20 protein-coding genes are annotated in these 22,560 nt (G+C 46.3%); 8 read left to right on the top strand and 12 right to left on the bottom strand.

Annotated elements, in window-relative coordinates:
- Position 1: 1 nt before the first annotated feature.
- The 4 genes from B0181_RS03630 to rlmN all read right to left on the bottom strand — a co-directional run bounded on the left by B0181_RS03630 (position 2) and on the right by rlmN (position 4,193).
- Positions 2-652: a hypothetical protein gene (locus B0181_RS03630; protein ID WP_078276129.1), complete on the bottom strand. Its 651-nt coding sequence runs from the start codon at positions 650-652 to the stop codon at positions 2-4.
- Positions 652-1,779, bottom strand: coding sequence for a flavodoxin-dependent (E)-4-hydroxy-3-methylbut-2-enyl-diphosphate synthase (gene ispG, locus B0181_RS03625; RefSeq protein WP_078276128.1), 1,128 nt, complete (start codon positions 1,777-1,779; stop codon positions 652-654). The genes B0181_RS03630 and ispG overlap by 1 nt, the downstream gene beginning before the upstream one ends.
- Before the next feature lie 184 nt (positions 1,780-1,963).
- Entirely contained in the window at positions 1,964-2,788 is an 825-nt protein-coding gene (locus B0181_RS03620) for a hypothetical protein (protein ID WP_078276127.1), read from the bottom strand.
- Positions 2,789-2,999: 211 nt separating this feature from the next.
- Entirely contained in the window at positions 3,000-4,193 is a 1,194-nt protein-coding gene (gene rlmN, locus B0181_RS03615) for a dual-specificity RNA methyltransferase RlmN (RefSeq protein WP_078276126.1), read from the bottom strand.
- Positions 4,194-4,473: 280 nt separating this feature from the next.
- Here rlmN and B0181_RS03610 point away from each other — a divergent pair, with 280 nt between their 5' ends.
- Positions 4,474-5,208, top strand: a complete 735-nt coding sequence (locus B0181_RS03610) for a hypothetical protein (protein ID WP_078276125.1) — start codon at positions 4,474-4,476, stop codon at positions 5,206-5,208.
- 132 nt (positions 5,209-5,340) lie between these two features.
- On the opposite strand, the gene ndk is transcribed toward B0181_RS03610, so the two are convergent.
- Positions 5,341-5,772: a nucleoside-diphosphate kinase gene (gene ndk, locus B0181_RS03605; protein WP_078276124.1), complete on the bottom strand. Its 432-nt coding sequence runs from the start codon at positions 5,770-5,772 to the stop codon at positions 5,341-5,343.
- Between the two features lie 299 nt (positions 5,773-6,071).
- Between ndk and ychF the strand changes: the two genes are divergently transcribed.
- The 3 genes from ychF (at position 6,072) to B0181_RS03590 (ending at position 9,223) form a co-directional block, all read left to right on the top strand.
- Positions 6,072-7,163 (top strand): redox-regulated ATPase YchF, encoded by a 1,092-nt coding sequence (gene ychF, locus B0181_RS03600; RefSeq protein WP_078276123.1) that lies wholly within the window; start codon positions 6,072-6,074, stop codon positions 7,161-7,163.
- Between the two features lie 277 nt (positions 7,164-7,440).
- Entirely contained in the window at positions 7,441-8,013 is a 573-nt protein-coding gene (locus B0181_RS03595) for a hypothetical protein (protein WP_078276122.1), read from the top strand.
- Positions 8,014-8,509: 496 nt separating this feature from the next.
- Positions 8,510-9,223 carry a TetR family transcriptional regulator gene (locus tag B0181_RS03590; protein ID WP_078276121.1) on the top strand — a complete coding sequence of 238 codons (714 nt, stop codon included), beginning with the start codon at positions 8,510-8,512 and terminating at the stop codon, positions 9,221-9,223.
- Between the two features lie 282 nt (positions 9,224-9,505).
- On the opposite strand, the gene B0181_RS03585 is transcribed toward B0181_RS03590, so the two are convergent.
- The 3 genes from B0181_RS03585 to nirK form a co-directional block, all read right to left on the bottom strand.
- The gene (locus B0181_RS03585; protein WP_078276120.1) at positions 9,506-10,225 is read right to left on the bottom strand and encodes an SCO family protein; all 720 of its coding nucleotides are present in this window, start codon (positions 10,223-10,225) and stop codon (positions 9,506-9,508) included.
- A gap of 107 nt (positions 10,226-10,332) precedes the next feature.
- Entirely contained in the window at positions 10,333-11,133 is an 801-nt protein-coding gene (locus B0181_RS03580) for a formylglycine-generating enzyme family protein (protein ID WP_115338149.1), read from the bottom strand.
- A 321-nt stretch (positions 11,134-11,454) separates the two neighbouring features.
- Positions 11,455-12,945, bottom strand: a complete 1,491-nt coding sequence (gene nirK, locus B0181_RS03575) for a copper-containing nitrite reductase (RefSeq protein ID WP_078276119.1) — start codon at positions 12,943-12,945, stop codon at positions 11,455-11,457.
- Between the two features lie 405 nt (positions 12,946-13,350).
- Between nirK and B0181_RS03570 the strand changes: the two genes are divergently transcribed.
- On the top strand, positions 13,351-14,208 hold the full coding sequence (locus B0181_RS03570) for an exodeoxyribonuclease III (protein WP_078276118.1): 858 nt from the start codon (positions 13,351-13,353) through the stop codon (positions 14,206-14,208).
- A 561-nt stretch (positions 14,209-14,769) separates the two neighbouring features.
- Positions 14,770-15,519 (top strand): glutathione peroxidase, encoded by a 750-nt coding sequence (locus B0181_RS03565; RefSeq protein ID WP_078276117.1) that lies wholly within the window; start codon positions 14,770-14,772, stop codon positions 15,517-15,519.
- A gap of 89 nt (positions 15,520-15,608) precedes the next feature.
- Here B0181_RS03565 and thiI read toward each other — a convergent pair whose 3' ends face one another.
- The 4 genes from thiI to mtgA all read right to left on the bottom strand — a co-directional run bounded on the left by thiI (position 15,609) and on the right by mtgA (position 20,916).
- Complete coding sequence (gene thiI, locus B0181_RS03560; protein WP_078276116.1) at positions 15,609-17,057, bottom strand: tRNA uracil 4-sulfurtransferase ThiI; 1,449 nt, start codon at positions 17,055-17,057, stop codon at positions 15,609-15,611.
- Between the two features lie 121 nt (positions 17,058-17,178).
- A complete protein-coding gene (locus B0181_RS03555) occupies positions 17,179-17,643 on the bottom strand; it encodes a YchJ family protein (RefSeq protein ID WP_115338150.1) in 465 nt (154 codons plus the stop codon).
- Positions 17,644-17,765: 122 nt separating this feature from the next.
- Complete coding sequence (gene ppk1, locus B0181_RS03550) at positions 17,766-20,057, bottom strand: polyphosphate kinase 1 (protein ID WP_078276114.1); 2,292 nt, start codon at positions 20,055-20,057, stop codon at positions 17,766-17,768.
- A 163-nt stretch (positions 20,058-20,220) separates the two neighbouring features.
- Positions 20,221-20,916: a monofunctional biosynthetic peptidoglycan transglycosylase gene (gene mtgA / locus B0181_RS03545; protein WP_078276113.1), complete on the bottom strand. Its 696-nt coding sequence runs from the start codon at positions 20,914-20,916 to the stop codon at positions 20,221-20,223.
- A 255-nt stretch (positions 20,917-21,171) separates the two neighbouring features.
- Between mtgA and B0181_RS03540 the strand changes: the two genes are divergently transcribed.
- Both B0181_RS03540 and B0181_RS03535 read left to right on the top strand, forming a co-directional pair.
- Positions 21,172-21,627 carry a glutaredoxin family protein gene (locus tag B0181_RS03540; RefSeq protein ID WP_242620152.1) on the top strand — a complete coding sequence of 152 codons (456 nt, stop codon included), beginning with the start codon at positions 21,172-21,174 and terminating at the stop codon, positions 21,625-21,627.
- A 387-nt stretch (positions 21,628-22,014) separates the two neighbouring features.
- The coding region (locus B0181_RS03535) for an L-lactate permease (protein WP_143821568.1) at positions 22,015-22,560 on the top strand (546 nt) is incomplete at its 3' end.

The raw sequence follows: 22,560 nt of genomic DNA, 5'->3' as shown, positions 1-22,560 counted from the left end.
TCTAGTACAGCCCCAAAATTTTAATTGGCGGCTTGTCGAATTTTCTAATAAAATTCAATACGTTATTCTTCCGATAATTGGCATACTCAAAATTCACCGCCACCATATCAGGATAAAGCCATTTGTCTTCACCGCGCACTCCTTTGAAACTTTCTTCGTGAAAAATCGTCTTAGAATACGCTTGAAAGTAGTCATTGTTTTTTAGCAAATAACTTAAAATTGGGTGTAATTCTTGTTTGCAAAAATCAGATTTTTTAGCCACACTTTTTACAACACTTTCGCGTTGAAGGCGGGTTGATTGAATGGGTTTAGCAAATTCCTTGGATTTATTTAATGTGCTTGACATCGGTGGCGCACTACCTTGCCTAGCATAAAATCTATTCTTTAAAATATATTTTTTAGGGAATGTGTTGGGAACTTCTTGAAAGTCGTCTGAATTTTCATAAATACGAGCGCAAAAAGTATCTTCTGGAGTCTTTCCAAAAAAACTATTTGATTTAACATCAAATCTCTTTAACTTATGATGAAGATTATTTCTTAAAACAAAATCCCATAGATCGTCAGGCGTTATAGGTTGATTAACCTTGCGCATTGCAAAAATAGCCAACTCTCTAAAGGTCATATCCTCGCTCTTGTCATTCAAATCACTCATCAACCCACCCGAATAATCTCTTTTTGCTTGGCGATTTCTCGTGCGGCGGCAAGTTCTTTAGCCTTTTCTCGCACCATTTGCTCAATCTCATCCACCAGATTTTTGGTGTCAATCAGATGGCTTTTTTGTCCCATTTTATACACCAAAGAATTAGGACTTGCGCCCACCACGCCAATGGTCGCTTCTTTGGCTTCGCCCGGGCCATTGACCTTACAGCCAATCACCGACAAATCCATCGGCTCACGCACATCTTCTAGGCGCGCTTCCAGCTCGTTCATTACCTTAATCACGTCAAATTCTTGGCGGCTGCAGCTTGGGCAAGCGATAAAATTCACGCCATTGGCACGGATATTAAGCGATTTTAAAATATCAAAACCGATTTTAATCTCTTCTTCTGGCGGACTCGCCAAAGAAATGCGCATGGTGTCGCCAATGCCGTCAAGCAACAGACCACCCAGCGCAATCGCCGATTTGACCGTGCCTGTGCGATACACGCCTGCCTCGGTTACGCCCAAATGCAAAGGATTGTCAATCTGCGCTGAAATCAGCCGATAAGCGTCCAATGTCAAAAATACGTTACTTGCTTTGACGGAGATTTTATAGTTTTGAAAGTTAAGTTTTTCTAAAATATCAATATGACGCAAGGCGGATTCTAGCATGGCTTCGCCAGTCGGTTCGCCGTACTTTTTTTGTAAATCTTTTTCTAGTGAGCCTGCGTTCACACCAATGCGAATCGGCACGTTGTGATGACGCGCACAAGCGACCACTTCTCGCACTTTGGCATCGCTGCCGATGTTTCCGGGGTTGATACGCAGGCAATCCGCACCAGCTTCTGCCACCGCCAGCGCGATTTTATAATCAAAATGAATGTCGGCAATCAGCGGTACGCTCACTTGTTTTTTAATCTCGCCAAAGGCTTTGACGCTCTCCATCGTAGGCGTAGACACACGCATCAAATCCGCGCCAGCGTCCACGCAGCGCTGAATCTGCGCCACCGTTGCCGCCACATCGCAAGTGTCAGTATTAGTCATGCTTTGTACGCTGATGGGCGCATCGCCACCGATGGCGACATTGCCAACATAAATCTTTTTAGTAGGACGGCGTTTGATGGGGGTGTGGTGGCTCATGGCAAACTCTGTTTTGGTTGTTGTTTAATTGATTAAATTTGGTGTTGTAAATCTAATTTTGTAAATTTGGTTTTTAAAATTTGGTTTAGCGGCTTAGCTTTACGAAAATATCGCTCAATTTTTTAGATAAATACAAATTTTTGCTCGACACCGCCAAACCCAACTATTAAGAATATCTTAACTATTATCTTGTAAAATTTTGGCTTTGGGCAGATTGTAATAACGCCAAACGCCTTTGCTTGGCGACATCATCACCAGCCAATGCGGCAAGCTGTACACCACGCTGCAAAACATCAGCAGGCAGACGCTGCTCGCCTGCTTGCGCCATTTTGTCATACAGTGCTTTAGCAAGAGTTGGCTGCGTTTGCAGATAAAAATCCAGCACCGCCAAATGCACCGCAGGATTTTGGCTACCCGCCTGCAGCGCACGCACGAAAGCATCATTAGCGGCTGGCTGGCTCAATTCCTGCAGCACAAAACCCAAATTCTCAAGGCTTTGCGCGCGCCCAGCATAGCCCAAATGCGCCCCAGCCGTTTGCAAATAAGGCACCGCTTCACTGGCACGCCCCGTCTGCGCCAAATACACGCCATAATTATTATAAGCCTGTACAAAGCCATCATCAAGCGCAATCGCTCGGCGAAAATAGCCGTCCGCCGCCGCCAAATTCTGCGCACTGCCTTCTCGCCACAGCAGCACACCCATCATGTCGTATGCAGGCGCATAGCGATTATCAGCAAGTAGCGCCAAATCCAGCGCACGCTTAGCTTCATCAAGCTGCCCTGCGGCGATGTATCTGGCGGCAAGCTCGGTGCGAATCGGCGCCAAATCTTGCGTGCTTGCCTTGCGGCTTATCTTTTGTGCGCCCAGCTTTTGTGCGCTTGGCTTTTGTAAATGCGGCTGGGCTTGATGAGACGCACTTTGACAAGCGGATAATGCCAGCACACTTGCCATCATCATACCGAATGCGCCAATTTTTACACCAAATTTTGCACCGATTTTTAAATCCATTTTATGCTCGTCCTAAATTTCGTTTTCAGCTCAATCCACGCACAAATCCTTGCGCTCGCCTTTGGCAAATCCAACTTTTACATGATTTTTTCGCAAATTTCATGGTTTTTTATGCGTGGTTCTTTCGTGGTTTTTTGCGCTGATTTCTCCGTTTTCACGCCAAAATCGCACATTTTCACAGCAAATCACACACCAAATTCACCACCACAAATCACAGCTGAGCATTTTGGCGTTTTGCCACGCTTTCTTGCCATTTTGCCGAACGGCGCGTGCGGTCTGCCACTTGCCCAACCAACTGCCCACACGCCGCATCAATGTCATCACCGCGCGTCTGGCGAATGGTACACACAAAACCTGCTTGATTTAAGATAGCAGCAAAGGCGTGAATGCGGTTGTTGCTTGAGCGGGCATAAGGCGCGTGCGGAAATGGATTAAAAGGAATTAGGTTAATTTTACTTGGTAAATCCTGCAAAAGCGCCACCAATTCGTGTGCGTGCGTATCCGTGTCATTCACACCAGCAAGCATGACGTATTCAATGGTAACGTGCTTTTTGTGGCGTGGATTTTCATCGTACACATAATGCTTGGCGGCTTGGATAAGCTCAGCCAGCGGATATTTTTTGTTAATCGGCACCAGCTCATCACGCAGCTTGTCATTGGGTGCGTGCAGGCTAATCGCCAACGCCACATCAATATCCTTTGCCAAATCGTACATTTTTGGCACAATGCCAGAAGTAGACAGCGTTACACGGCGCTTGGATAAGCCAAAAGCATTATCGTCAAGCATCAAAGACATACTCGCCACCACAGGCTCATAATTGAGCAGCGGCTCGCCCATGCCCATCATCACCACATTGGTAACGTGGTTTTGGCGTTCGTTCACAGGCACATCTTCCATGTAGGATTGATTGGCAACCCACAGCTGACCGATGATTTCACTGGCACTCAAATCACGCTCAAAACCCTGCTTACCCGTACTACAAAACGAACAATCCAGCGCACAGCCCACTTGCGATGAAATGCACAAAGTCTTGCGCCCAAACTGCTTGCCGTCTTCAGCAGGAATCAGCACCGTCTCCACAAGCGACCCGCCCGCCACTTCAAACACCCATTTGCGCGTACCATCTTCGCTAAATTGCTTGAATTTCACCACAGGCGGCACGACACAGGCGGCGTTGGCGAGTTTTTCTTGCAATTTTTTGGACAGATTGGTCATCTGATAAAAATCAGTAACGCCAAACTGATAAATCCACTTCATCACCTGCGTGGCACGAAACGCCTTTTCGCCCAGCTGCTCAAAAAACGCCGCCAACTCACGTTTGGACATACCTAAAAGATTGGTTTTGCCTTGCGTGTCATCAGTGGTGGAATTTGGCGTAAAAACAGGGATTTTTTGTGCGTTCATAAGGTGTCAATTCAATGGTTTATAATCTTTCAAACACGCCTGCCAGCCGTCAACTTTCAAGCAAGGCGGCATTCATGTCAAATTACGCCCATTATTATAATATAAAACGCCCAGCAATACAAAAACCCAAAAACAATAAAAAATGACATCAAATCAAAACGCCTTAAAACACCAAAATCACTAACATCACCAAAAAAAAATCGCATAAATTTGTTTTTTTTTTTGCGATTTTGCTATGATTGATTTAAACTCTTAGGTATTTTTATCCACAAGGACACTTATGAAAAAATTCACCACACTTGCTGCCGTGCTTATGCTTGGCGTATCACCACTGGCACAGGGAAAAAACATTGAATTTGGGGATTTTATTTATCAATACATGCTGGATGCCAATTCCACCGAGCCGTATCCGATGGTAAAGCATAATCCTTTTAAGTTGAAATTTAGAGAAGGCAAGAGAAGTGATAATGCTATGAGGGTTTATTTTGTAACACCTAGCGATACTTATTATGATGATACTTATGGTGCTGCAGCCTATGGCACAACAGCAAAACTTAGCAGCAACGCCAAAAAGAGAACAGCGCTAGATTGGGAAATTTCTTATTATATACGCCAAGATTCCTTTGATGATAATAGCAACAGCCCCTATAATTGGATAGCAGATCTGGCTATGTTGGGTGATTACGCCTATTCCCAACTTCAAGACCATTCTCTTATCACCAAAGAAAATTTACGCAAATATGGCATTGCCATGCAAAATCTTTGCAATGAGTTGCATCTTAATGGTATGACCACCCTAACCGTATATAAATTAACCAGCAAAAACAAAAAAGATTTGTGGCTGACGGAAAGATTTCATGGCGGTAGTGGCAGTGGCGGCACAACTTATACCCTGCATCATAATAAGCTCTCAGCCTATAAAACATTAACAGAATATCCACGGTCTTTCACTAGCATAAGTAAGGATGAGGAAATAAAACTCCAACAATGCTCTGACAAAATCCAAAACTCATAACCTTTCTCAGCCATCGCCAGTGCGGTGGCTTTTTATTGTATAAATTTTGGCGTAGCTGTGCATAAAATCAGCGTATAAAAAACGACCACCCAAAGGCGGTCGTTTATGTTAATCTTAGCGTAAAGCTGTCAATTAACGAGTGCGTGGGCAGATTTCGTCTGCGGCAAAGAAGTATGCGATTTCACGCTCAGCTGAAGTGGTGCTGTCTGAGCCGTGCGCTGCGTTTTCGTCAATGCTGGTAGCAAAATCAGCACGGATGGTGCCAGCTGCTGCTTCTTTTGGGTTGGTTGCGCCTAGGATTTCACGGTGTGCAAGTACCGCATTTTCGCCTTCTAGTACAGACACCACCACAGGGCCTGAAGTCATGAACGCCACTAGGTCGTTAAAAAAGCCACGCTCTTTATGCTCAGCATAGAAGCCTTCTGCGTCTGCTTTTGATAGGTGCTTCATTTTAGTAGCGATGATTTTTAGACCGTTTTTCTCAAAACGTGTGAAAATCTCACCGATGTGGTTGCCGCCTACTGCGTCTGGTTTTACGATAGAAAGAGTGCGTTCGATAGCCATGATAAATCCTTACTCTAGCCGAAGTTATTGATGATAAAAATTTCGCTATGATGACAAAACATCACCAACGAAACATTGGCATTATACCAAGTTTTTGGCAAATTAGTAGTGATTTATCGCACTTTTTGTACAAATTTTTCTCAGCAAATCATCACTCGCCGCCACCAAAACAAAACACCGCAAGACAGCATACGCCCAAAGCCACAAATTCACCCCGCCGATAATTTGCTATAGCTTAATAATTTGCTATAATAGACGTTTAAGCATTTTTAACGTCATTTTCATTTAAAGAGAACACTATGGGCTTTAATTGTGGTATCGTAGGCTTGCCAAACGTGGGCAAATCCACTTTGTTCAACGCACTCACCAAAGCAGGCATCGCCGCTGAAAACTTCCCTTTTTGTACCAAAGACCCAAACACAGGCATCGTACCTGTGCCAGACCCACGCCTAAAAGCGCTCGCCAAAATCGTCAAACCTGAGCGCACCATTCCTACCAGCATGGAATTTGTGGACATCGCAGGTCTGGTGGCTGGCGCAAGTAAAGGCGAAGGCATGGGCAACCAATTTCTTGCCAACATCCGCGAAACCGACGCCATCGCCCACGTCGTGCGCTGCTTTGATGATGACAACGTAATCCATGTGGACGGACGTGTCAATCCATTGTCAGACATCGAAACCATCAACACCGAACTTGCGCTTGCCGACCTAGAAGCGGTAACGCGCGCCATCACCAACCTAAACAAAAAAGCCAAAGGCGGCGACAAAGACGCTCAAGCCTGCCTAGCAGTTTTCCAAAAAATCGAGCCATTTTTGGCGGACGGTAAGCCTGCACGCATGGCAAACCTAGACAGCGACGAGAAAAAACTCATCAAAAGCTATGGACTCATCACCCTAAAACCTGTGATGTACATCGCAAACGTCAGCGAAGACGGCTTTGAGAACAACCCTTATCTTGACAGCGTGCGTGAATTTGCCGCTGGCGAAAATGCGCTGGTCGTGCCATTGTGCAACCAAATTGAAGCGGAAATCGCCCTGCTGGACGAAGACGATAAAGCAGAATTTTTGGAAAGTCTTGGCATGGAAGAAGCGGGTCTTGACCGTGTGATTCGTGCAGGTTATGAGCTTTTGAACCTACAAACCTACTTCACCGCAGGCGTAAAAGAAGTGCGCGCGTGGACTGTGCCAGTGGGTGCAAGCGCACCAGAAGCCGCTGGCGTGATTCATACCGACTTTGAGCGTGGTTTTATCCGTGCTGAAGTTATCGCTTATGACGATTTCATCACTCACGAAGGCGAAAAAGGCGCGGCAGCAGCGGGCAAATCTCGCCTAGAAGGCAAAACCTACATCGTACAAGATGGCGATGTCATGCACTTTAGATTTAATGTGTAAGGCTTTGCTGTAAAATTAGGTCTATTTGCTGTAAAAAGCGAATTTAAATCCAGTTTAAATTCAAAAATCAGAATGGCGTGCGCTGTTCTGATTTTTTTTATTTTGGTGAGTTGAGAAACTTGGGAAACTTGGGAAATTTGGGAAATTTGGGAAATTTGGGAAATTTGACAAACAGGGCAAATCATGGCAAACTAGGGTTTTGGTTATATTATAACTTTAATCAAAGCAAACAAAATTAAACCCAGTAAAATCAAACAAACCATTTGGGAGAATTCTTATGCGCCTATCACACACATCACACCTTGCCGCTGCCGCCATCGTTGCCGCCGCCCTATTAAGCGCCTGCGATAAAGCACCACAATCCACCGAAGCACCAGCCGCACAAAGCGAGCAGCCGACAACGACCGACACCGCGCCTATGGATACGCACGATGAAGCGCACGAGCAAGGCAGCGACAGCGATGATAAAAATACACCAGAAGCTGACGACACTCACAATGAAGCGCACGAAGCAGAACAAAGTGATGATGCCGACAAACAAAATACAGATGACGAACACGCCCATGCGCACCATCATGACCATGACCACAGCCATGGCGATCACTATGATTGCAAAGGCGCAGTACCTGTCATTCACCTAGACATTCAAGAGCATGATGGCGAAGCGGTGGCGCATTTAATCATTGATGATGTCAGCTACGATTTAAACACAGACGGCACAAACCCGAACCGCTTTGCCAGCATTGATGATGTGGCAAACGGCAAAAACGTGGTGCTAAACTTAAATGGCAACAAAGCCGCCTTCACCACGCCAGACGGTAAAACTTGGCTGGATTGCACAAAAGGCTAAGCCTTGTGCGGTAGCTGATTCGGTTTTACAAACTAGATTTACGGGCTAAATTAGCAAAAAACCGTAAAAATCCTTCATGATTTAAAAAACCGTTCGTGGCGAGCTTGTCAAACCATGAACGGTTTGTCAGCCCTATGACAAGCTCAGGACGAACAAAAAACCAACTTGTAAGTTGGGTTAGCGATAACTCAACCCAACGTTTTTTAAGATAACTTCTTAAATTTGTTAGGTTTTTGCAAGCTCAACCCAACTTACATATCGTCCTAAATTTTTAGTTTAAAAGATGGTCGTAAGTTGGGTTAGCGGTGGCGCAACCCAACGTTTTTAAAACCCCCAACCGAAACCACCCCACAAACCAAAACCAACCCCGCCTTTTTGACACAAATGTTCACAAAAAACAGCCAAAAATCAAGAATTTGGCTTGAAATCAGTGTAAATTTTGTCCATAATATACACTTATGCACTGAAAATTTACTTCATTAGGGAAAATCACCGCATGACTTCAGACGTTAAAGGGCTGAGCCGTGAACAAAAAAAACGCCAAACTCGCCAAGCATTTTTTAATGCCGTGCTTGATTTGTGCATGACAGGACAAGGCTACAGCTCGATTAGCCTGCGCCAAGTAACGCGTGAAGTTGGCGTTGTGCCGACTGCGTTTTATCGCCATTTTGCCGACATGGAAGCGCTCGGCAAGGCATTGGTGGAAGATGAGCTGGGCGGCGTGCTTGCCATGCTGCGTGAGCATATGCAGCTGGGTCGTAAGCGCAGCTTTGATCGGCAAATCGCTAAAAGCGTGCAGCTGTTTTTCAAGGCGGTAGACGCACAGCCACGCTACTGGCAATTCATCGCCAGCGAGCGCTTTGGCGGTTCTGAAGCGGTGCGCCGTGCCATCAGCGACCAGATTTCTGTATTTGCCAAGATTATGAGCGATGATTTGGCGTTGCAGCCTGCCTTTGCGCACATTAACAGCTACGACCGCTATCTGCTTGCCGAAACTGGCGTAAATCTGTCATTTTCGTGGATTATTGACTGGCTGGAGCTGAGCTATTCGTCTGACTTAGATGATGATGAAAACGAACGCCCAAGCAGCGAAATCACCCGCCAAAAACAAGAAATGTTGCACCGCTGCACACGCCAAATGCAAATGCTGCTGTACGGTGCGTATAATTGGAAATCCAGCGAAGAGACGGTGCTTGATGATCCCAGCTAAGAAAGTTGGACTGGTGGATTTGTAAGTTGGTGGCAGGTTGGATTAGCAGCAAACAAGGTTGTAAGTTGGGTTAGCGAAGCGTAACCCAACATATTAGAACACCCTTTAAATTTGTTGGGTTTTCGCAAGCAGAGCCCAACCTACAAATCTTACAAACCAATCTCACCCAACATTCGTATAAAACGCACAAAAAACACCTTTTAAAACCTTAAATTCTCGCCATTCAAACAAAAAACCACTTGCATTCAAACAAGTGGTTTTTTATGGCTAAATTTACGAAAATTATTTGGCATTGACGTTCAAATATTCCACCAATGGCATGATACCGCTGTCCGCCACGCCATTGCCCTGCGCCACCAAACGCCCTTCGGTGTCTAGGATTGACACAGTATTTGAGTGGTTAATATCGCCATTATCAGCAGGCATATATTTGATGTTCAGCGTGTTTGCCAGCATACGCATGCTCGCTTCGTCTGAGCGCAAAATGTGCCAATGCTCGCCAAGCTCATTGTGCTTGATGTAATTTTGCATTACAGTCGGTGTATCACGCTCAGGGTCAAGCGACACAAAAATGATGTCGGTGTTCGCCAAAGCAGCTTCACTCATCTCACTTTCCATTTTCTTAATGGATTTGACGATGATTGGGCAAGTGTGCTGGCAACTGGTGTACGCCATAAAAATGATTTGGTGCTTGCCTTTAAAGCTGTCCAGCGACACCATCTCGCCATGCTGGTTTTCCCACTCGCCGCCCACTTGGTAAATAGAAAAATCCGTACCCAGAACTTCAGCTTCGCCTTCTGGCGCAAAACCGCCCGCCACATGACCGCCATGCCCTTCGCCATGCTCGCCTGCTGCGTGATTATCGCCAGCTGCTTCGTGCGTTTGCTCATGTGTTTGCTCAGCTTGCGCTGTCTCGCCGTCATTTTTGGCGCACGCTGTCAATGCCAAAAGCGACAGCAAAGCCGCAGCGATGGCAGATTGTTTAAAAACTTGTGATTTCATAGATTTTCTCACTTTTAAACTAAAATTATTCTTGTAAATTTACCGCCAAACTGGCAGATTTTACGTTTTAACACAAAAACTTGGCAAAGCGTCCACCAAATCACCCATCAAGACACGCAGCGAAATCCAAGGCTGCCCACCGTGTATTTGGCGTTCAGACTTGAGCGAAACGCATAGCGCATAAAGGCAGCATAATCGCTTGGGTCAGGCGCACCTGCTGAACCAGAACCACAAAACATGGATTGATTGAGCTGACTGTCCGCACGCGATTCACCGCTGACGAGCGTGTTGTTAAAATTTTCATTCCACTCCCAAATCAAGCCGTGCATATCTTTGACACCCCAGTAGTTTGCAGGCGTTTGCCCCACATCGCTTAGGCGATAATCCGAGCCAGATGAGCGAGAATACCAATCCAAAATTTTCTGATTATAATTCGGCTCTGCGCTGCCGTCTTTGCGAGTGGCGGACGCACGCGCCACAAACTCCCACTGCTCCACCGTTGGCAAGCGTTTGCCTTGCGATTTGCAATATTGATTTGCCGCATACCAAGACACGTTGGTTACAGGCTTATTTAAATCCGCCGTCTTTGGCGCAAAGCCGTTGGCGGTCTTTTGCCAATGCTTTAAATAACCCGTATCGGCAAAAATTGGCGCAATTTTACCGCGCGCAAAATTGGGATTTTTTTGTAAAAACGCCACAAATTCTTTGTTGGTTACGGGCAATTCGTCCATCTTAAAAGGCTTGACGGTAACTTTTGGGCTGTCCTTACTCAGATATAAAGGGCGATACACGCCGCCAGAAATCGCCAAATTTTTACCGCCTGCGTGCGCTTGCGTGGTCGCAAAAGTCGCAGTGATGGCGCTGGCAGCCGTCATGATGGCAAGCAAGGTTTTGGCTGAATTTTTCATGATACAAATCCCAAAGTTTGATTTACCCTAAGATGGCAAAGTTTTGTTTATTGTATGTATTGTACCGATGTGCGATTATCTGTGCTTTTAAAACGCATGAGCATGATTTAAAACATGACGTGATTAAAACATGGTTTAAAACATGACTTAAAACACAATCATTGTAGCACATGATTTTACTAAAGCGCACTTGGTTCGCTGGGTTTTAAAGCGGTTTTTATAAACACGCTAAATTTTACAAAACTCACACGGCAATCAATCACCGTGTGAGCTTGCAATAGACCGTCTTAAAAGACAATCTTTAAGACAACCTTTTGTGGATTAACGGCGTGATTTTACTTCGTTTGGCGTTACTTCACCGCCTTGGTTGCCCCAGCTGTTTAGTACATAAGTTACCACGTTCGCCACTTGCTCGTCATTAAGGCTCACTGCTGGCATCACGCTGTTGTACTCTTTGCCGTTTACGGTGATTTTACCGCTCAAGCCTTTCACTACTGCATCTACTGCTTTTAGCTTGTCGTCTTTGAAGTAGTCAGAGCCAGCCAGCGGTGGGAAGGCATTTGGCACACCTTCGCCATTTGGTTGGTGGCACGCTGCGCAGTTGGCATCGTAGATGGCTTTACCTGCTTTTACACGCTCGTCTTTATTGGCGGCAACAGGGGCGGCAGGTGCTTTGTCTTCTGGCATGGCTTGGGTTGCCTGACCTTCTGGCAAGTACACACTGTCTTTTTGTTTACCTGAGTAGATGGCGTGGTTTTCTTCACCTTCTGCGGTCAAAATACCCAGCGCGCCTTTGTTAAACGCACGGAAAATCGCGTGATCCACCAATACATAGTTGCCCGGTACGTCAAGTTTGAACTCGGTGATTGCCGCACCACCTGCTGGCACTAGCGTGGTTTGGATATTTTCGTTGATTTTTGAGCCGCCTTCCATATAAACTTTATCAAAAATCTCACCAATCACATGGAACGATGATGTCAAGTTCGGGCCACCGTTACCCACGAACAGACGCACGGTTTCGCCAACTTTTGCTTTTAGGGCATTATCACCAGTCAATGCGCCCACTGAGCCGTTAAATACCACATAATCGGCTTCTTCTTTGATGGCTTTATCCATATCAAATGGCTGTAGACCCGGCTCGCCATATTTGCCTTTGGTGTAGAAGTCGCCTTGCATGACGTAGAATTCTTTGTCCACTTTTGGCAAGCCTTCTTTTGGCTCAACCAAAATCAAGCCGTACATACCGTTGGCAATGTGCATACCCACAGGCGCAACCGCACAGTGATACACATAAAGACCCGGCTGTAGTGCTTGGAAACTAAACTGCGAAGTATGACCCGGTGCTGTGAAAGAACCTTCCGCACCACCGCCCGGGCCTGTTGCGCCATGCAAGTCAATGTTGTGCGGCATTTTTGAATCTGGGTGGTTTGACAGATGGAATTCAATGTAGTCGCCTTCACGCACACGGATAAAACGTCCCGGAACTTGTCCGTCAAACGTCCAGAAATTATAATCCACACCGTCCGCCAAACGCATGGTTTTTTCTACGGTTTCCATTTTCACCACAACTTTAGCAGCGTGATCACGCGCAATGGCTGGTGGTACTTCTGGCGCATGAGTCAGCACCGCTTCTTCCACTGGCAATTTTGCGATGTCCGCTTCGGTCAAAGTGGCTTTATCCGCCTGCGCGCTGCTTGCCGCTTTTTCTGCTTTTGGCGCTTCGGCTTTATCGCCGCCACAGCCCACAAGCGTACCAAGCAACATGGCACACGCCACACCCAATGCAGTTTTGGTGAATGGTAAAGATTTCATACATATCTCCTTAGGGTTACTACCTTGATGCGCTGGCATCTTAAAGCTGGCATCTTAAAGTTTGTTGCGCTTTTTGCTCGTTTTGTTTTTATGCAAAACAAGCAAAATTAGTCGCTTTTCTTTAACATTCATTCTAAATGTATTTTTAAAATTTAGCAATACTTTTTTGCAACTTTTCAGCAATTTTGTTGCTATTTTTACCACTTTTCTTGCTAAATGGTAATGAGTTTTATTTATCTATCATCTAAATTCCCGCTTGCCAATCGCAGCGTTTGATAAAACTCATCGGACAAATGTGTTACAATAGCGATTTTTAATCATAGCTACCAATTCACCAAAACGATAAATTTATCACAGACAAATTCATCATTTAAATTCACCATCATTCAACTGGAAAAACACATTATGGCAACTGCACCACTTAGCCCAGAACAACTGGTGCACTTATACCGCTTTCCAAGCAAAGCCACCGAAAAACGCACGCTGCGAGTGATTTCTATCAACGTAAACGGCTTGCGTGCCGCCCATAAAAAAGGATTGTTTGAATGGCTAGAAACGTCTGACGCTGATGTGGTGTGTATGCAAGAAACACGCATCACCCACGAACAATGGACGGATAAATTCAAACCAGAAGGCTGGCATGCGCATTTGTTCGCTGCTGAGCGCGCAGGCTACGCTGGCACGGCAATTTACAGCCGCGTGCCATTTCGTGCGGTGGACGGCTTGGGTTTTGAGATTGCTGATTCGCAAGGCAGATTTACCTGCGGTGAGTTTGATTTTGGCTTGGATAAGCCTGTGTTTATTGCGTCTTTGTATTTGCCGTCTGGCTCGTCTGGCGATGAAGCGCAAGCACGCAAAGATGAATTTTTGGAAAAATACAAAGCCATCTTAAAAAATTGGCGCGATGAAGATAAATCCATCATCGTCTGCGGCGATTATAACATCGTGCATAAGCGCATTGACATTAAAAACTGGTCTGGCAACCAAAAAGCATCTGGCTGCTTACCGCATGAGCGTGCGTGGCTGGATCACATTTATGATGAGCTTGGCTATGTGGACACGTTTCGTGCAGTCAGAGCGGACGCCAATCTGTATTCATGGTGGTCAAATCGTGGGCAGGCACGCAATAAGAACGTGGGCTGGCGCATTGATTATCACGCCTGCTCGCCAGACTGGAAAGCTCGTGCGGTCGGTGCGTGGGTGTATCGTGATTCTTGGTTCAGCGATCATGCGCCTGTGGCAGTGGATTATGAGTTGGAATAATGCGATTTTAACAAGTTTGGTTCGTAGATTGGGCTTGGGAATGATTTGTAAGTTGGATTAAGTGAAACGAAAACCCAACATTTGGAATGGCATTCAACCGAAAAATGTTGGGTTACGCTGACGCTAACCCAACTTACAAACTTACCAACCAATTAAGCTACCAACCAATTAAGCTACAAACCTTGATTAAATGACGATAGGTAAGTTGGGTTAAACGAAGTGAAAACCCAACCAATTTAAGAACTCGCCCTAAAATAAAGTTGGGTTACGCTTCGCCAACCCAACTTACGAACCGCTCAACCCAACCCGCAAAACTACCAACTCACCACCCAAACCAACCCACAATCCATTCCAAGCCGTACCCCTCCCATCAAATCCGCCCAAATTTTATACAACCTTTTGCCAAAAATGCGCTATAATGAAAAAGGCAGTTGTGGCAATATCGTACAGTCCATCAGACGCCCAAGGCGACCGCTTGCGCACGCTTTACGGTGCATACGCCAAATTGAGAGACTGTGAGTTGCTGCATTCACCGCCCTTTAATCATTTCAAGGAGTTTTTATGGCTTTTAAAGACATGGTTGGACAAAAAGTCCCAAGCGTTACTTTCCCAACACGCCAAGGCGATGCGTGGGTGAACGTAACCACTGATGAGCTGTTTAATGGCAAAAAAGTGGTGCTATTTAGCTTGCCGGGTGCATTCACACCAACTTGCTCATCAACGCACCTGCCACGCTACAACGAGCTGGCTTGCGAGTTCAAAAAACTTGGCGTGGACGACATCATCTGCGTATCGGTAAACGACACCTTTGTGATGAACGCATGGGCAGCTGACCAAGAATGCGCCAACATCACCGTACTGCCAGACGGCAATGGCGAGTTTACCGAAGGCATGGGACGCTTGGTCGGTAAAGAAAATCTTGGCTTTGGCAAACGCTCATGGCGCTATTCTATGCTGGTGGAAGATGGCGTTATCACCAAAATCTTTGACGAGCCAGAAAAAGACGGCGACCCGTTTGAAGTGTCAGACGCGGACACCATGATTAAATACCTAGATCCAAACTGGACGGACAAGCCTTCCGTTGCCATCATCACCAAGCCGGGCTGCTCACACTGCGCCGCCGCCAAAAAATCACTGGACGAGCGTGGTTTGACATACGAAGAAATCGTGCTTGGTCGTGATGCCAGCATGACTGCTGTGCGTGCCATCACTGGCCGTGAAACCGCGCCGCAAATTTTCATCGGCGGCAAACACATCGGCGGTAATGACGATTTGCAAGCCTATCTGGCAAGCGACAACTGCGCCGTGTAATTCACGCCAGACAAAAGATGAAGAAAAAACAAAAACGGCAGGAAAATTCTTGCCGTTTTTATCGTGTGATGATTTGCGTTTTGTACTGTTTACGCCTTTTTATAAACTTTCACATTATCAAAGCCCTGATCTTTTAAATACATCGCTTGTAGGCCACTCATCACGCCTTTTTTGCAATACAATAGATACGTTTTGGATTGATCTAGGCTTGCAAATGAGCTGCCCAAACGATAAAACGGCATGGTGATTACATTTGCGCCTGTCACCACCAAAGGCTCATCGTCCACTTCGTCAGGCGCACGAATGTCCAAAATCACATCATTTGCGCCCACGCTGTTTACCTGCTCAGCGCTTTGGGTCGGTGCGTTTTGTTCGGCAATTTTACGAATGTCAATCGTTACCGCATTTGCCACTGCGTCATCTAAAATCGTAAAATCAAAATTTTGCTCTGTGGCAATCAGCTTTTCTTCTACAGCCTTGGCGGTCGGTGATTTTGAAATCACGCCACAAAATTCTGGCATGGATTTGGCAATATCTGCCGTGCCAATCTCTTCGGCAATGCTGATGATGGTTGGCTTATCGTGGGTAATCAGCGGACGCAGCACCAGCACATCTGCCGCCTTGTCAATCAAATGCAGATTGGTTAGCGTCTGACTTGCCACCTGCCCCAAAGCTTCACCCGTTACAATCGCTTCAATACCACCACGCTTGGCAACTTGGCTGGCGGCACGCACCATCATGCGCTTTAATACCACGCCCATTTGCCCATCGTCAATTTTTTCCAAAATCTCTGCCACCACAGGCGCAAAATCCACCGTGGTAAAGCGTACTTTATGCGAACTGGCGTATTTTTTCCACAGCTCATACGCCATTTGTTTTGTGCCGATTTCGTGCGCCGCACCGCCTAGATTAAAGAACAAATAATGCACACGACTGCCGCGGCGAATAAACTGAAAACTCGCCACACCACTGTCAAAACCGCCAGAAATCAAGGACAGCACGTCTTCTTGAGTGCTCATCGGATAGCCGCTCAAGCCTTCAAAACGCTCGGTGATAAAAAGCAGCTTATCGTCCGCCACTTCAAATTTCACCGTAACGTCAGGATTGACAAGTTTCACCTTGGCGCTTGCCACCGCTTGATTTAGCCCGCCGCCCACATATTGCATGACATCCATAGAGCTAAAAGTGTGCTTACCACGGCGCTTGACACGCACACAAAAGGTCTTATTTTCAATCCGCGCGCCAAAACGTGCCAGCACCTGCTCATAAATGTCGTGCATGTCCGTAAAAGACGACTCTTCCACCTGCAAAATATGGTGAATGCCAGAAATGCACTGCATTTTTTGTACAAGCTCGGCACGCTTGCTTTCGTCTTTGCTGCGCACTTCAATAAAATCCCAATGGCGCACCACCGCCACCGTGTCATCGCAGCGTGTCAGGATTTCACGGATATTATTGGTCAAAACTTTCATGAAGCGTTTGCGAATTGAATCGCCTTTCATCATGATTTCTGGGAAAACTTTTACGATAAATTTCATGGTGTTACTTATGATGTGATGTCAAATCTGACTGTAAATACGGTTTTATAAGATGTGCTTTTATAACGGCAAAAGTGCGCATTATACACCCTTTCACCCTAAGATGACAGCCCAAATCCTGCTACAAAAACTTACCGCAGCACGCTTTGAACTTCTCACCACTGCCGCACAGACAAGGCTGCTTATTTGTCAGGCTGACAGGCACAGTTGGGTCAAGAAAATACCAGCGATTATCCACGCACACAAATGCCGAACGCTCATCATGCTCGCCTGTTTTGCCGTCTCGGCTGATAAACTGCGCCACAAAATGCACTTGCGCATGGCGTTTGCCGACCTTATTGTGCGATTTGACCGTCAAATTCTGCCAGCTCATGCCGTCCGCCCACGCCTGCAGCTCGTTTTTATCCAGTAAATCTTGCTGAGCGGGTGCGGTGGTTTTGATGATGTAATCCACATTTTTAAGATAAAATGCCGCAAAACGTGAGCGCATCAGATGCTCGGCGCTGTCGGCAAATTTATAAAAATCATGCAAAGGCTGGCAACACTCAGCATAAGCCAGCTGTAAACCACAAGGACAATTCATCATCACTCACCCAAAATCATCGTCAAATTAAATCTTTCAATCAAGCCTTTAAATCCACAAACCAAAACAAGCCTTGCCAAAAATCATCATAACTTTGGCAAGGCTTGACACGAAAAGAGCAGCCATCAATTCATGCAAATTTTCTCAAGCAAAACCGCCTGCGCATTATAAATCTCGCCTGATGCTTGCACCTGATTCCACTCGCCACGCCCATCAAGCTCCCACGCCTGCATATTGTCTTGTAGGTAGTTAATCAAGCCGTCTTCGTAGATTTTCTTGAATAGTTTTTTATCTAAAATTGGGAATGCCACTTCCACACGGTGTAAAAGATTGCGATCCATCAAATCAGCACTACTGCAGAACAAGCGTTCTTTGCCGCCATTTTCCACGTCATTGGCAAAATAATACACACGCGTATGCTCCAAGAATCGCCCAACGATAGAACGCACCTTGATGTTTTCTGACAAGCCTTTCACCTGCGGACGCAAGCAGCAAATAGAGCGGATAATCAAATCAATTTTTACGCCTGCTTGGCTGGCTTCGTACAGTTTATTGATGATTTTACGCTCGGTGATGGCGTTACATTTTAGGATAATGCGCCCTTTTTTGCCGTTTTTGACGTGGGCGATTTCATCATCAATCATCTGCATCAGCCCATCATGCAGCGTGAATGGCGCGTGCAAAATCTTATGCGATGGCATTGGTCTGCCCATACCCGTCAGCTGCTGGAATACGCCATGCACATCTTCACAAATCTCTTCGTTGGCAGTGAATAGCCCATAGTCGGTGTAGGCTTTGGCATTGCCTGCGTGGTAGTTGCCTGTGCCAAGGTGTGCATAGCGGCGGATTTTATCGGCTTCACGGCGCACAATCAGCATGAGCTTAGCGTGCGTTTTGTAGCCCACCACGCCATACACCACCACCGCGCCTGCTTCTTGGAGCATATTCGCCACTTCAATGTTACTCGCTTCATCAAAGCGTGCGCGCAGCTCAATCACTGCCGTAACTTCCTTGCCGTTACGAGCCGCTGCCGCCAATGCCTGCACGATTTCTGAATTTGTGCCAGAACGGTAAATGGTCTGCTTAATCGCCAGCACATCTGGGTCGTTTGCCGCTTGCCACAGCAAATTCACCACAGGCGTAAAGGCGTGAAATGGGTGATGCACCAGCACGTCTTTTTGGGTCAGCACATCAAACATGGACGCACCATCTTTGGCGGTGCGCACATTTTCCATGCCACGAAACGCCTTAGGAATGGCGTGCGTAAAAGGCGTGAATTTGAGCTCAGGACGTGCAAAATTCGTCAGCATACGCGTCAAATTCACAGGCCCATTGACGCGGTACAGCTGCGATTCGTCCAGCTCAAATTCTTCAAGCAAAAATTCGTAGGTCTCTTTTGGGCAATTAGTGGTAACTTCCAAACGCACCTTATGCCCAAAGCGGCGGTTGTCCAGCTCACCTTCTAGCGCCTTGGCGATGTCATCCACGTCGTCCGCCAGCGCAAGGTCGGCATTTCTCGTCAAGCGAAATTGATGGCAGCCTGTTACCTTCATGCCCAAAAACAGCTCATCAACGTGCTCATGAATCACCGCAGAGAGCATGACGTGGTGTTCTTTACCGCCTGTCAGCTCATCAGGCAAGCGAATCACGCGCGGTAATGAACGCGGCGCAGGCACGATGGCACGGTTAATATCACGCCCAAAAGCGTCTTTGCCTTCTAGGCTAACAATGAAATTAAGCGATTTATTGACAAGGCGTGGGAATGGGTGCGCAGGGTCAATGCTGATCGGCGTCAAAACTGGCATGACTTGATTAAAAAAGTACTCACGCATCCACGCTTTTTGGGCTGGGGTCAGCTCGTGGCGTTTTAGGTAGCGAATGTCATGCTTGGCAAGCTCTGGCAAGATGTCTTCATTTAAAATGCGGTACTGCTCTTCCACCGCGCGGTGCGCCACTTGGCTGATTTCGGCAAGCAGCTCGGACGGCTTGCGCCCATCAAGACTGCTTGATTTGTCGCCATTTTTCATTTTTTGTAATAAGCCTGCCACACGAATTTCAAAAAACTCGTCCATGTTTGACGAAAAAATCGTCAAGAAAAACATACGCTCAAGCAAAGGGTGGCGTGGGTTGGTCGCCTGCGCCAGCACTCGAAGCTGAAAACGCAGTGTAGACAAATCACGGTTGATAAAGCAGTTTGGCGTAAAATTGCCCACAGCATCAAAAATCGGCTCAATCTCGGTCAGTCCTGTCGGTGCTGGCACTTGCCCAAGCACGCTTTCCACCGCTTGATTGTCAAGACTTGGCGCAGTGATGGCGTTTTGCGCTTCGCTCGCTGCGTTTGCGGCTGCATTGACAGCTGGGGTTTTTGTGGTTTGTGGCTTGCTTTGTGGTGCTGATTTTTTACTGGCTTGTGTCATGACTACTCTCTTTTTGGTTGATTATGCTTGATTGATTACGGCTGTCTAAATGCTTTTAAAACTTATCCCTAATAAGTATTTTGATAAAGCGTTTTGGCAAGCGATTTGCGCATTTATCCATCTTGAAAACTCGCTCACCTTTAAACTTAACTCGCCTTTAAATTCACTGATCACTCTTTGCCGATGGCGCAGGCAAAGCAGCGCTATTCATACGTCTTAAAATAATGCGTTGTTTGTTACGCAGACGTTTGGCGGCACGGTTTTTTTCATAATATTTAGGATTTGGCAGCATACTGATGAGCAGTGCCGATTGCTCACGGCTAAGTTTGCTGGCTGGCTTGCCATAATAATGCTGCGCCGCCGCTTCAATGCCGTAAATGCCGTTGCCAAATTCCACGACGTTTAAATACACTTCCAAAATACGCTGCTTATCCCATAAGCCTTCAATCATCAGCGTGATGATGGCTTCTTCGCCCTTTCGCACATAAGAGCGGTGCGATGTCAAAAACAGATTTTTGGCAAGCTGCTGGGTGATGGTTGAGCCACCAGCGGTGATGTCGCCTGCTTTCTCGTTGCGCTTGATGGCGGCTTCTATGCTGTCAAAATCAAAGCCGTGATGATTGGTGAAAGTTGCGTCTTCACTGGCGATGGCGGCTTGTTTGGCGGATTTGGCGATGTCGTCATAATCCACCCACGTTTGTGTTACCGTGCCGCCGTCCAAGCGGTGCGCCAGCATGAACATAGAATTGGTAACAGGCATGAATTTCCACACGCCAAGCAGCGCCGCCACGAGCAAATGAAAGCCCAAAAACAGCACCAGCAGCGGCAATATCACCCATTTAAACAGCTTTTTGAACACAATAACACACCTTTATGACAACATCTTTAAATCATCACGATAAATTTTTACGTCAATAACCATCAAAAACGCCCAAAGCAACTTACCAGTGCAATGATACATCACACAATTTAAAAAGACCGTTATTAAATTTAACGCACATCGTTTATAATAGCACAGCCGCACGCTTTGTTTTAGGCATTTTTAGCAAGTTTTTGCAATATTTTTATAAATTTTCCCAAGTTTTCGCTTGGATTTGAATTATCAGCCTGCCACATGACCACACACCCATCACCGCATTGCTTATCGCCTTTGACCGTCAAGACCTTGCAAGAGTTGGCGCATGAGCGCTTTGCTGCCAATCGCCTTACGCAGGCGCAGTTTGCACAATTTCGCCAAGAATTGCTGAGCGTTTTTGGCATGGATTTTAGCGGTGATTTTGGAGTTGATTGCAATCAATCCGACTTTTCAAAAAACACCACCCAAGACGCATGGTTTTTACTCGGCACGGACGGCTGTCATCTGTGTGAAATCGCCCACAGCACGCTCGCCCAAGCCAAAGCCGTGCGCACCTTGCCAAGCGTACACAGCCTAGACATCGCTGAAATACACACGCCAGAGCTTGCCGAACTGATGATTGATACGCTTGGGCGCAGTATTCCTGTGCTACTCACCGCAAACGCCTTGCTGTGCTATCCTTTTGGCGTGATGGATATTTTGGCGCAAAATTAAACTTTTAAAATCATTTTTTAAGACCAACTTTGCAAATCAAAGCCACAAAACCAACCTTTTTAAACCTTCACATCACCCTTTTAAAAAAACCAAACCCTACAAAATCCGCGCGCGTCCGTCAAATCTGACGATTATATTTTATTTTTAATGATTGCATTTTTAAAAATTATTCACTTTTTTTACACAATCAAGTAAAATATTGCGACTTTGATAAATTGTATAATCAGCTTGTACAAATTTGCGCACTTTGCGCAGTCATTGTGTTCTTTTTAACTTGGCGCACGCAGGGATTCTGCCATCATTTCGCGCCAAGCCTGTATCAATTTACCATGGTGTAATTTGTAATTTTAATGACTTTGTTGCCGTTTTGGCATACAAGGAGTGTTTATGCTTACCTTTTTGGCATTATTGCCGATTTTGATTGTTTTTGTCTTGCTGGTGCTGATGCGCCTGCCTGCAAAAGTTGCCATGCCTGTAGCGTATGTGGCAACTACACTGTTGTCATTGTTCGTGTGGCAAACGTCTGGTTCACAAGTTGCTGCGGCGACTGTACATGGCGTTTTGACCGCTGTGAACGTTTTATTCATCGTATTTGCGGCGATTTTACTGCTTAACACCTTAAAAGAAAGCGGTGCGATTGTCGCTGTTCGCCAAGGTTTTATGGGCATTTCGCCAGACCGCCGTGTGCAGATGATTATCGTGGCGTGGCTGTTTGGCTCGCTGATTGAAGGCTCGACAGGCTGGGGTACGCCATCTGCTGTGGGTGCGCCTTTGCTGCTGGCGTTGGGCTTTCCTGCCATGGCGTGTGTGATGGCGATTCTTATCATTCAATCCACGCCAGTATCTTATGGTGCGGTGGGTACGCCGATTTTGATTGGTGTGAACTCAGGTCTTGAAAACAAAGAAGACGTGGCGGCTATTTTCAAAATCAGG

Origin of the sequence: Moraxella caviae (assembly GCF_002014985.1) — a bacterium.
Lineage (GTDB): Bacteria > Pseudomonadota > Gammaproteobacteria > Pseudomonadales > Moraxellaceae > Moraxella > Moraxella caviae.
This window is presented reverse-complemented; position numbering and strand designations above follow the sequence as displayed.

Excerpts from the sequence above, each read along its gene's own strand:
- B0181_RS03630 (WP_078276129.1), bottom strand. The coding sequence starts at position 652 with ATGAGTGATTTGAATGACAAGAGCGAGGATATGACCTTTAGAGAGTTG.
- ispG (WP_078276128.1), bottom strand. The coding sequence starts at position 1,779 with ATGAGCCACCACACCCCCATCAAACGCCGTCCTACTAAAAAGATTTAT.
- B0181_RS03620 (WP_078276127.1), bottom strand. The coding sequence starts at position 2,788 with ATGGATTTAAAAATCGGTGCAAAATTTGGTGTAAAAATTGGCGCATTC.
- rlmN (WP_078276126.1), bottom strand. The coding sequence starts at position 4,193 with ATGAACGCACAAAAAATCCCTGTTTTTACGCCAAATTCCACCACTGAT.
- B0181_RS03610 (WP_078276125.1), top strand. The coding sequence starts at position 4,474 with ATGAAAAAATTCACCACACTTGCTGCCGTGCTTATGCTTGGCGTATCA.
- ndk (WP_078276124.1), bottom strand. The coding sequence starts at position 5,772 with ATGGCTATCGAACGCACTCTTTCTATCGTAAAACCAGACGCAGTAGGC.
- ychF (WP_078276123.1), top strand. The coding sequence starts at position 6,072 with ATGGGCTTTAATTGTGGTATCGTAGGCTTGCCAAACGTGGGCAAATCC.
- B0181_RS03595 (WP_078276122.1), top strand. The coding sequence starts at position 7,441 with ATGCGCCTATCACACACATCACACCTTGCCGCTGCCGCCATCGTTGCC.
- B0181_RS03590 (WP_078276121.1), top strand. The coding sequence starts at position 8,510 with ATGACTTCAGACGTTAAAGGGCTGAGCCGTGAACAAAAAAAACGCCAA.
- B0181_RS03585 (WP_078276120.1), bottom strand. The coding sequence starts at position 10,225 with ATGAAATCACAAGTTTTTAAACAATCTGCCATCGCTGCGGCTTTGCTG.
- B0181_RS03580 (WP_115338149.1), bottom strand. The coding sequence starts at position 11,133 with ATGAAAAATTCAGCCAAAACCTTGCTTGCCATCATGACGGCTGCCAGC.
- nirK (WP_078276119.1), bottom strand. The coding sequence starts at position 12,945 with ATGAAATCTTTACCATTCACCAAAACTGCATTGGGTGTGGCGTGTGCC.
- B0181_RS03570 (WP_078276118.1), top strand. The coding sequence starts at position 13,351 with ATGGCAACTGCACCACTTAGCCCAGAACAACTGGTGCACTTATACCGC.
- B0181_RS03565 (WP_078276117.1), top strand. The coding sequence starts at position 14,770 with ATGGCTTTTAAAGACATGGTTGGACAAAAAGTCCCAAGCGTTACTTTC.
- thiI (WP_078276116.1), bottom strand. The coding sequence starts at position 17,057 with ATGAAATTTATCGTAAAAGTTTTCCCAGAAATCATGATGAAAGGCGAT.
- B0181_RS03555 (WP_115338150.1), bottom strand. The coding sequence starts at position 17,643 with ATGATGAATTGTCCTTGTGGTTTACAGCTGGCTTATGCTGAGTGTTGC.
- ppk1 (WP_078276114.1), bottom strand. The coding sequence starts at position 20,057 with ATGACACAAGCCAGTAAAAAATCAGCACCACAAAGCAAGCCACAAACC.
- B0181_RS03540 (WP_242620152.1), top strand. The coding sequence starts at position 21,172 with ATGACCACACACCCATCACCGCATTGCTTATCGCCTTTGACCGTCAAG.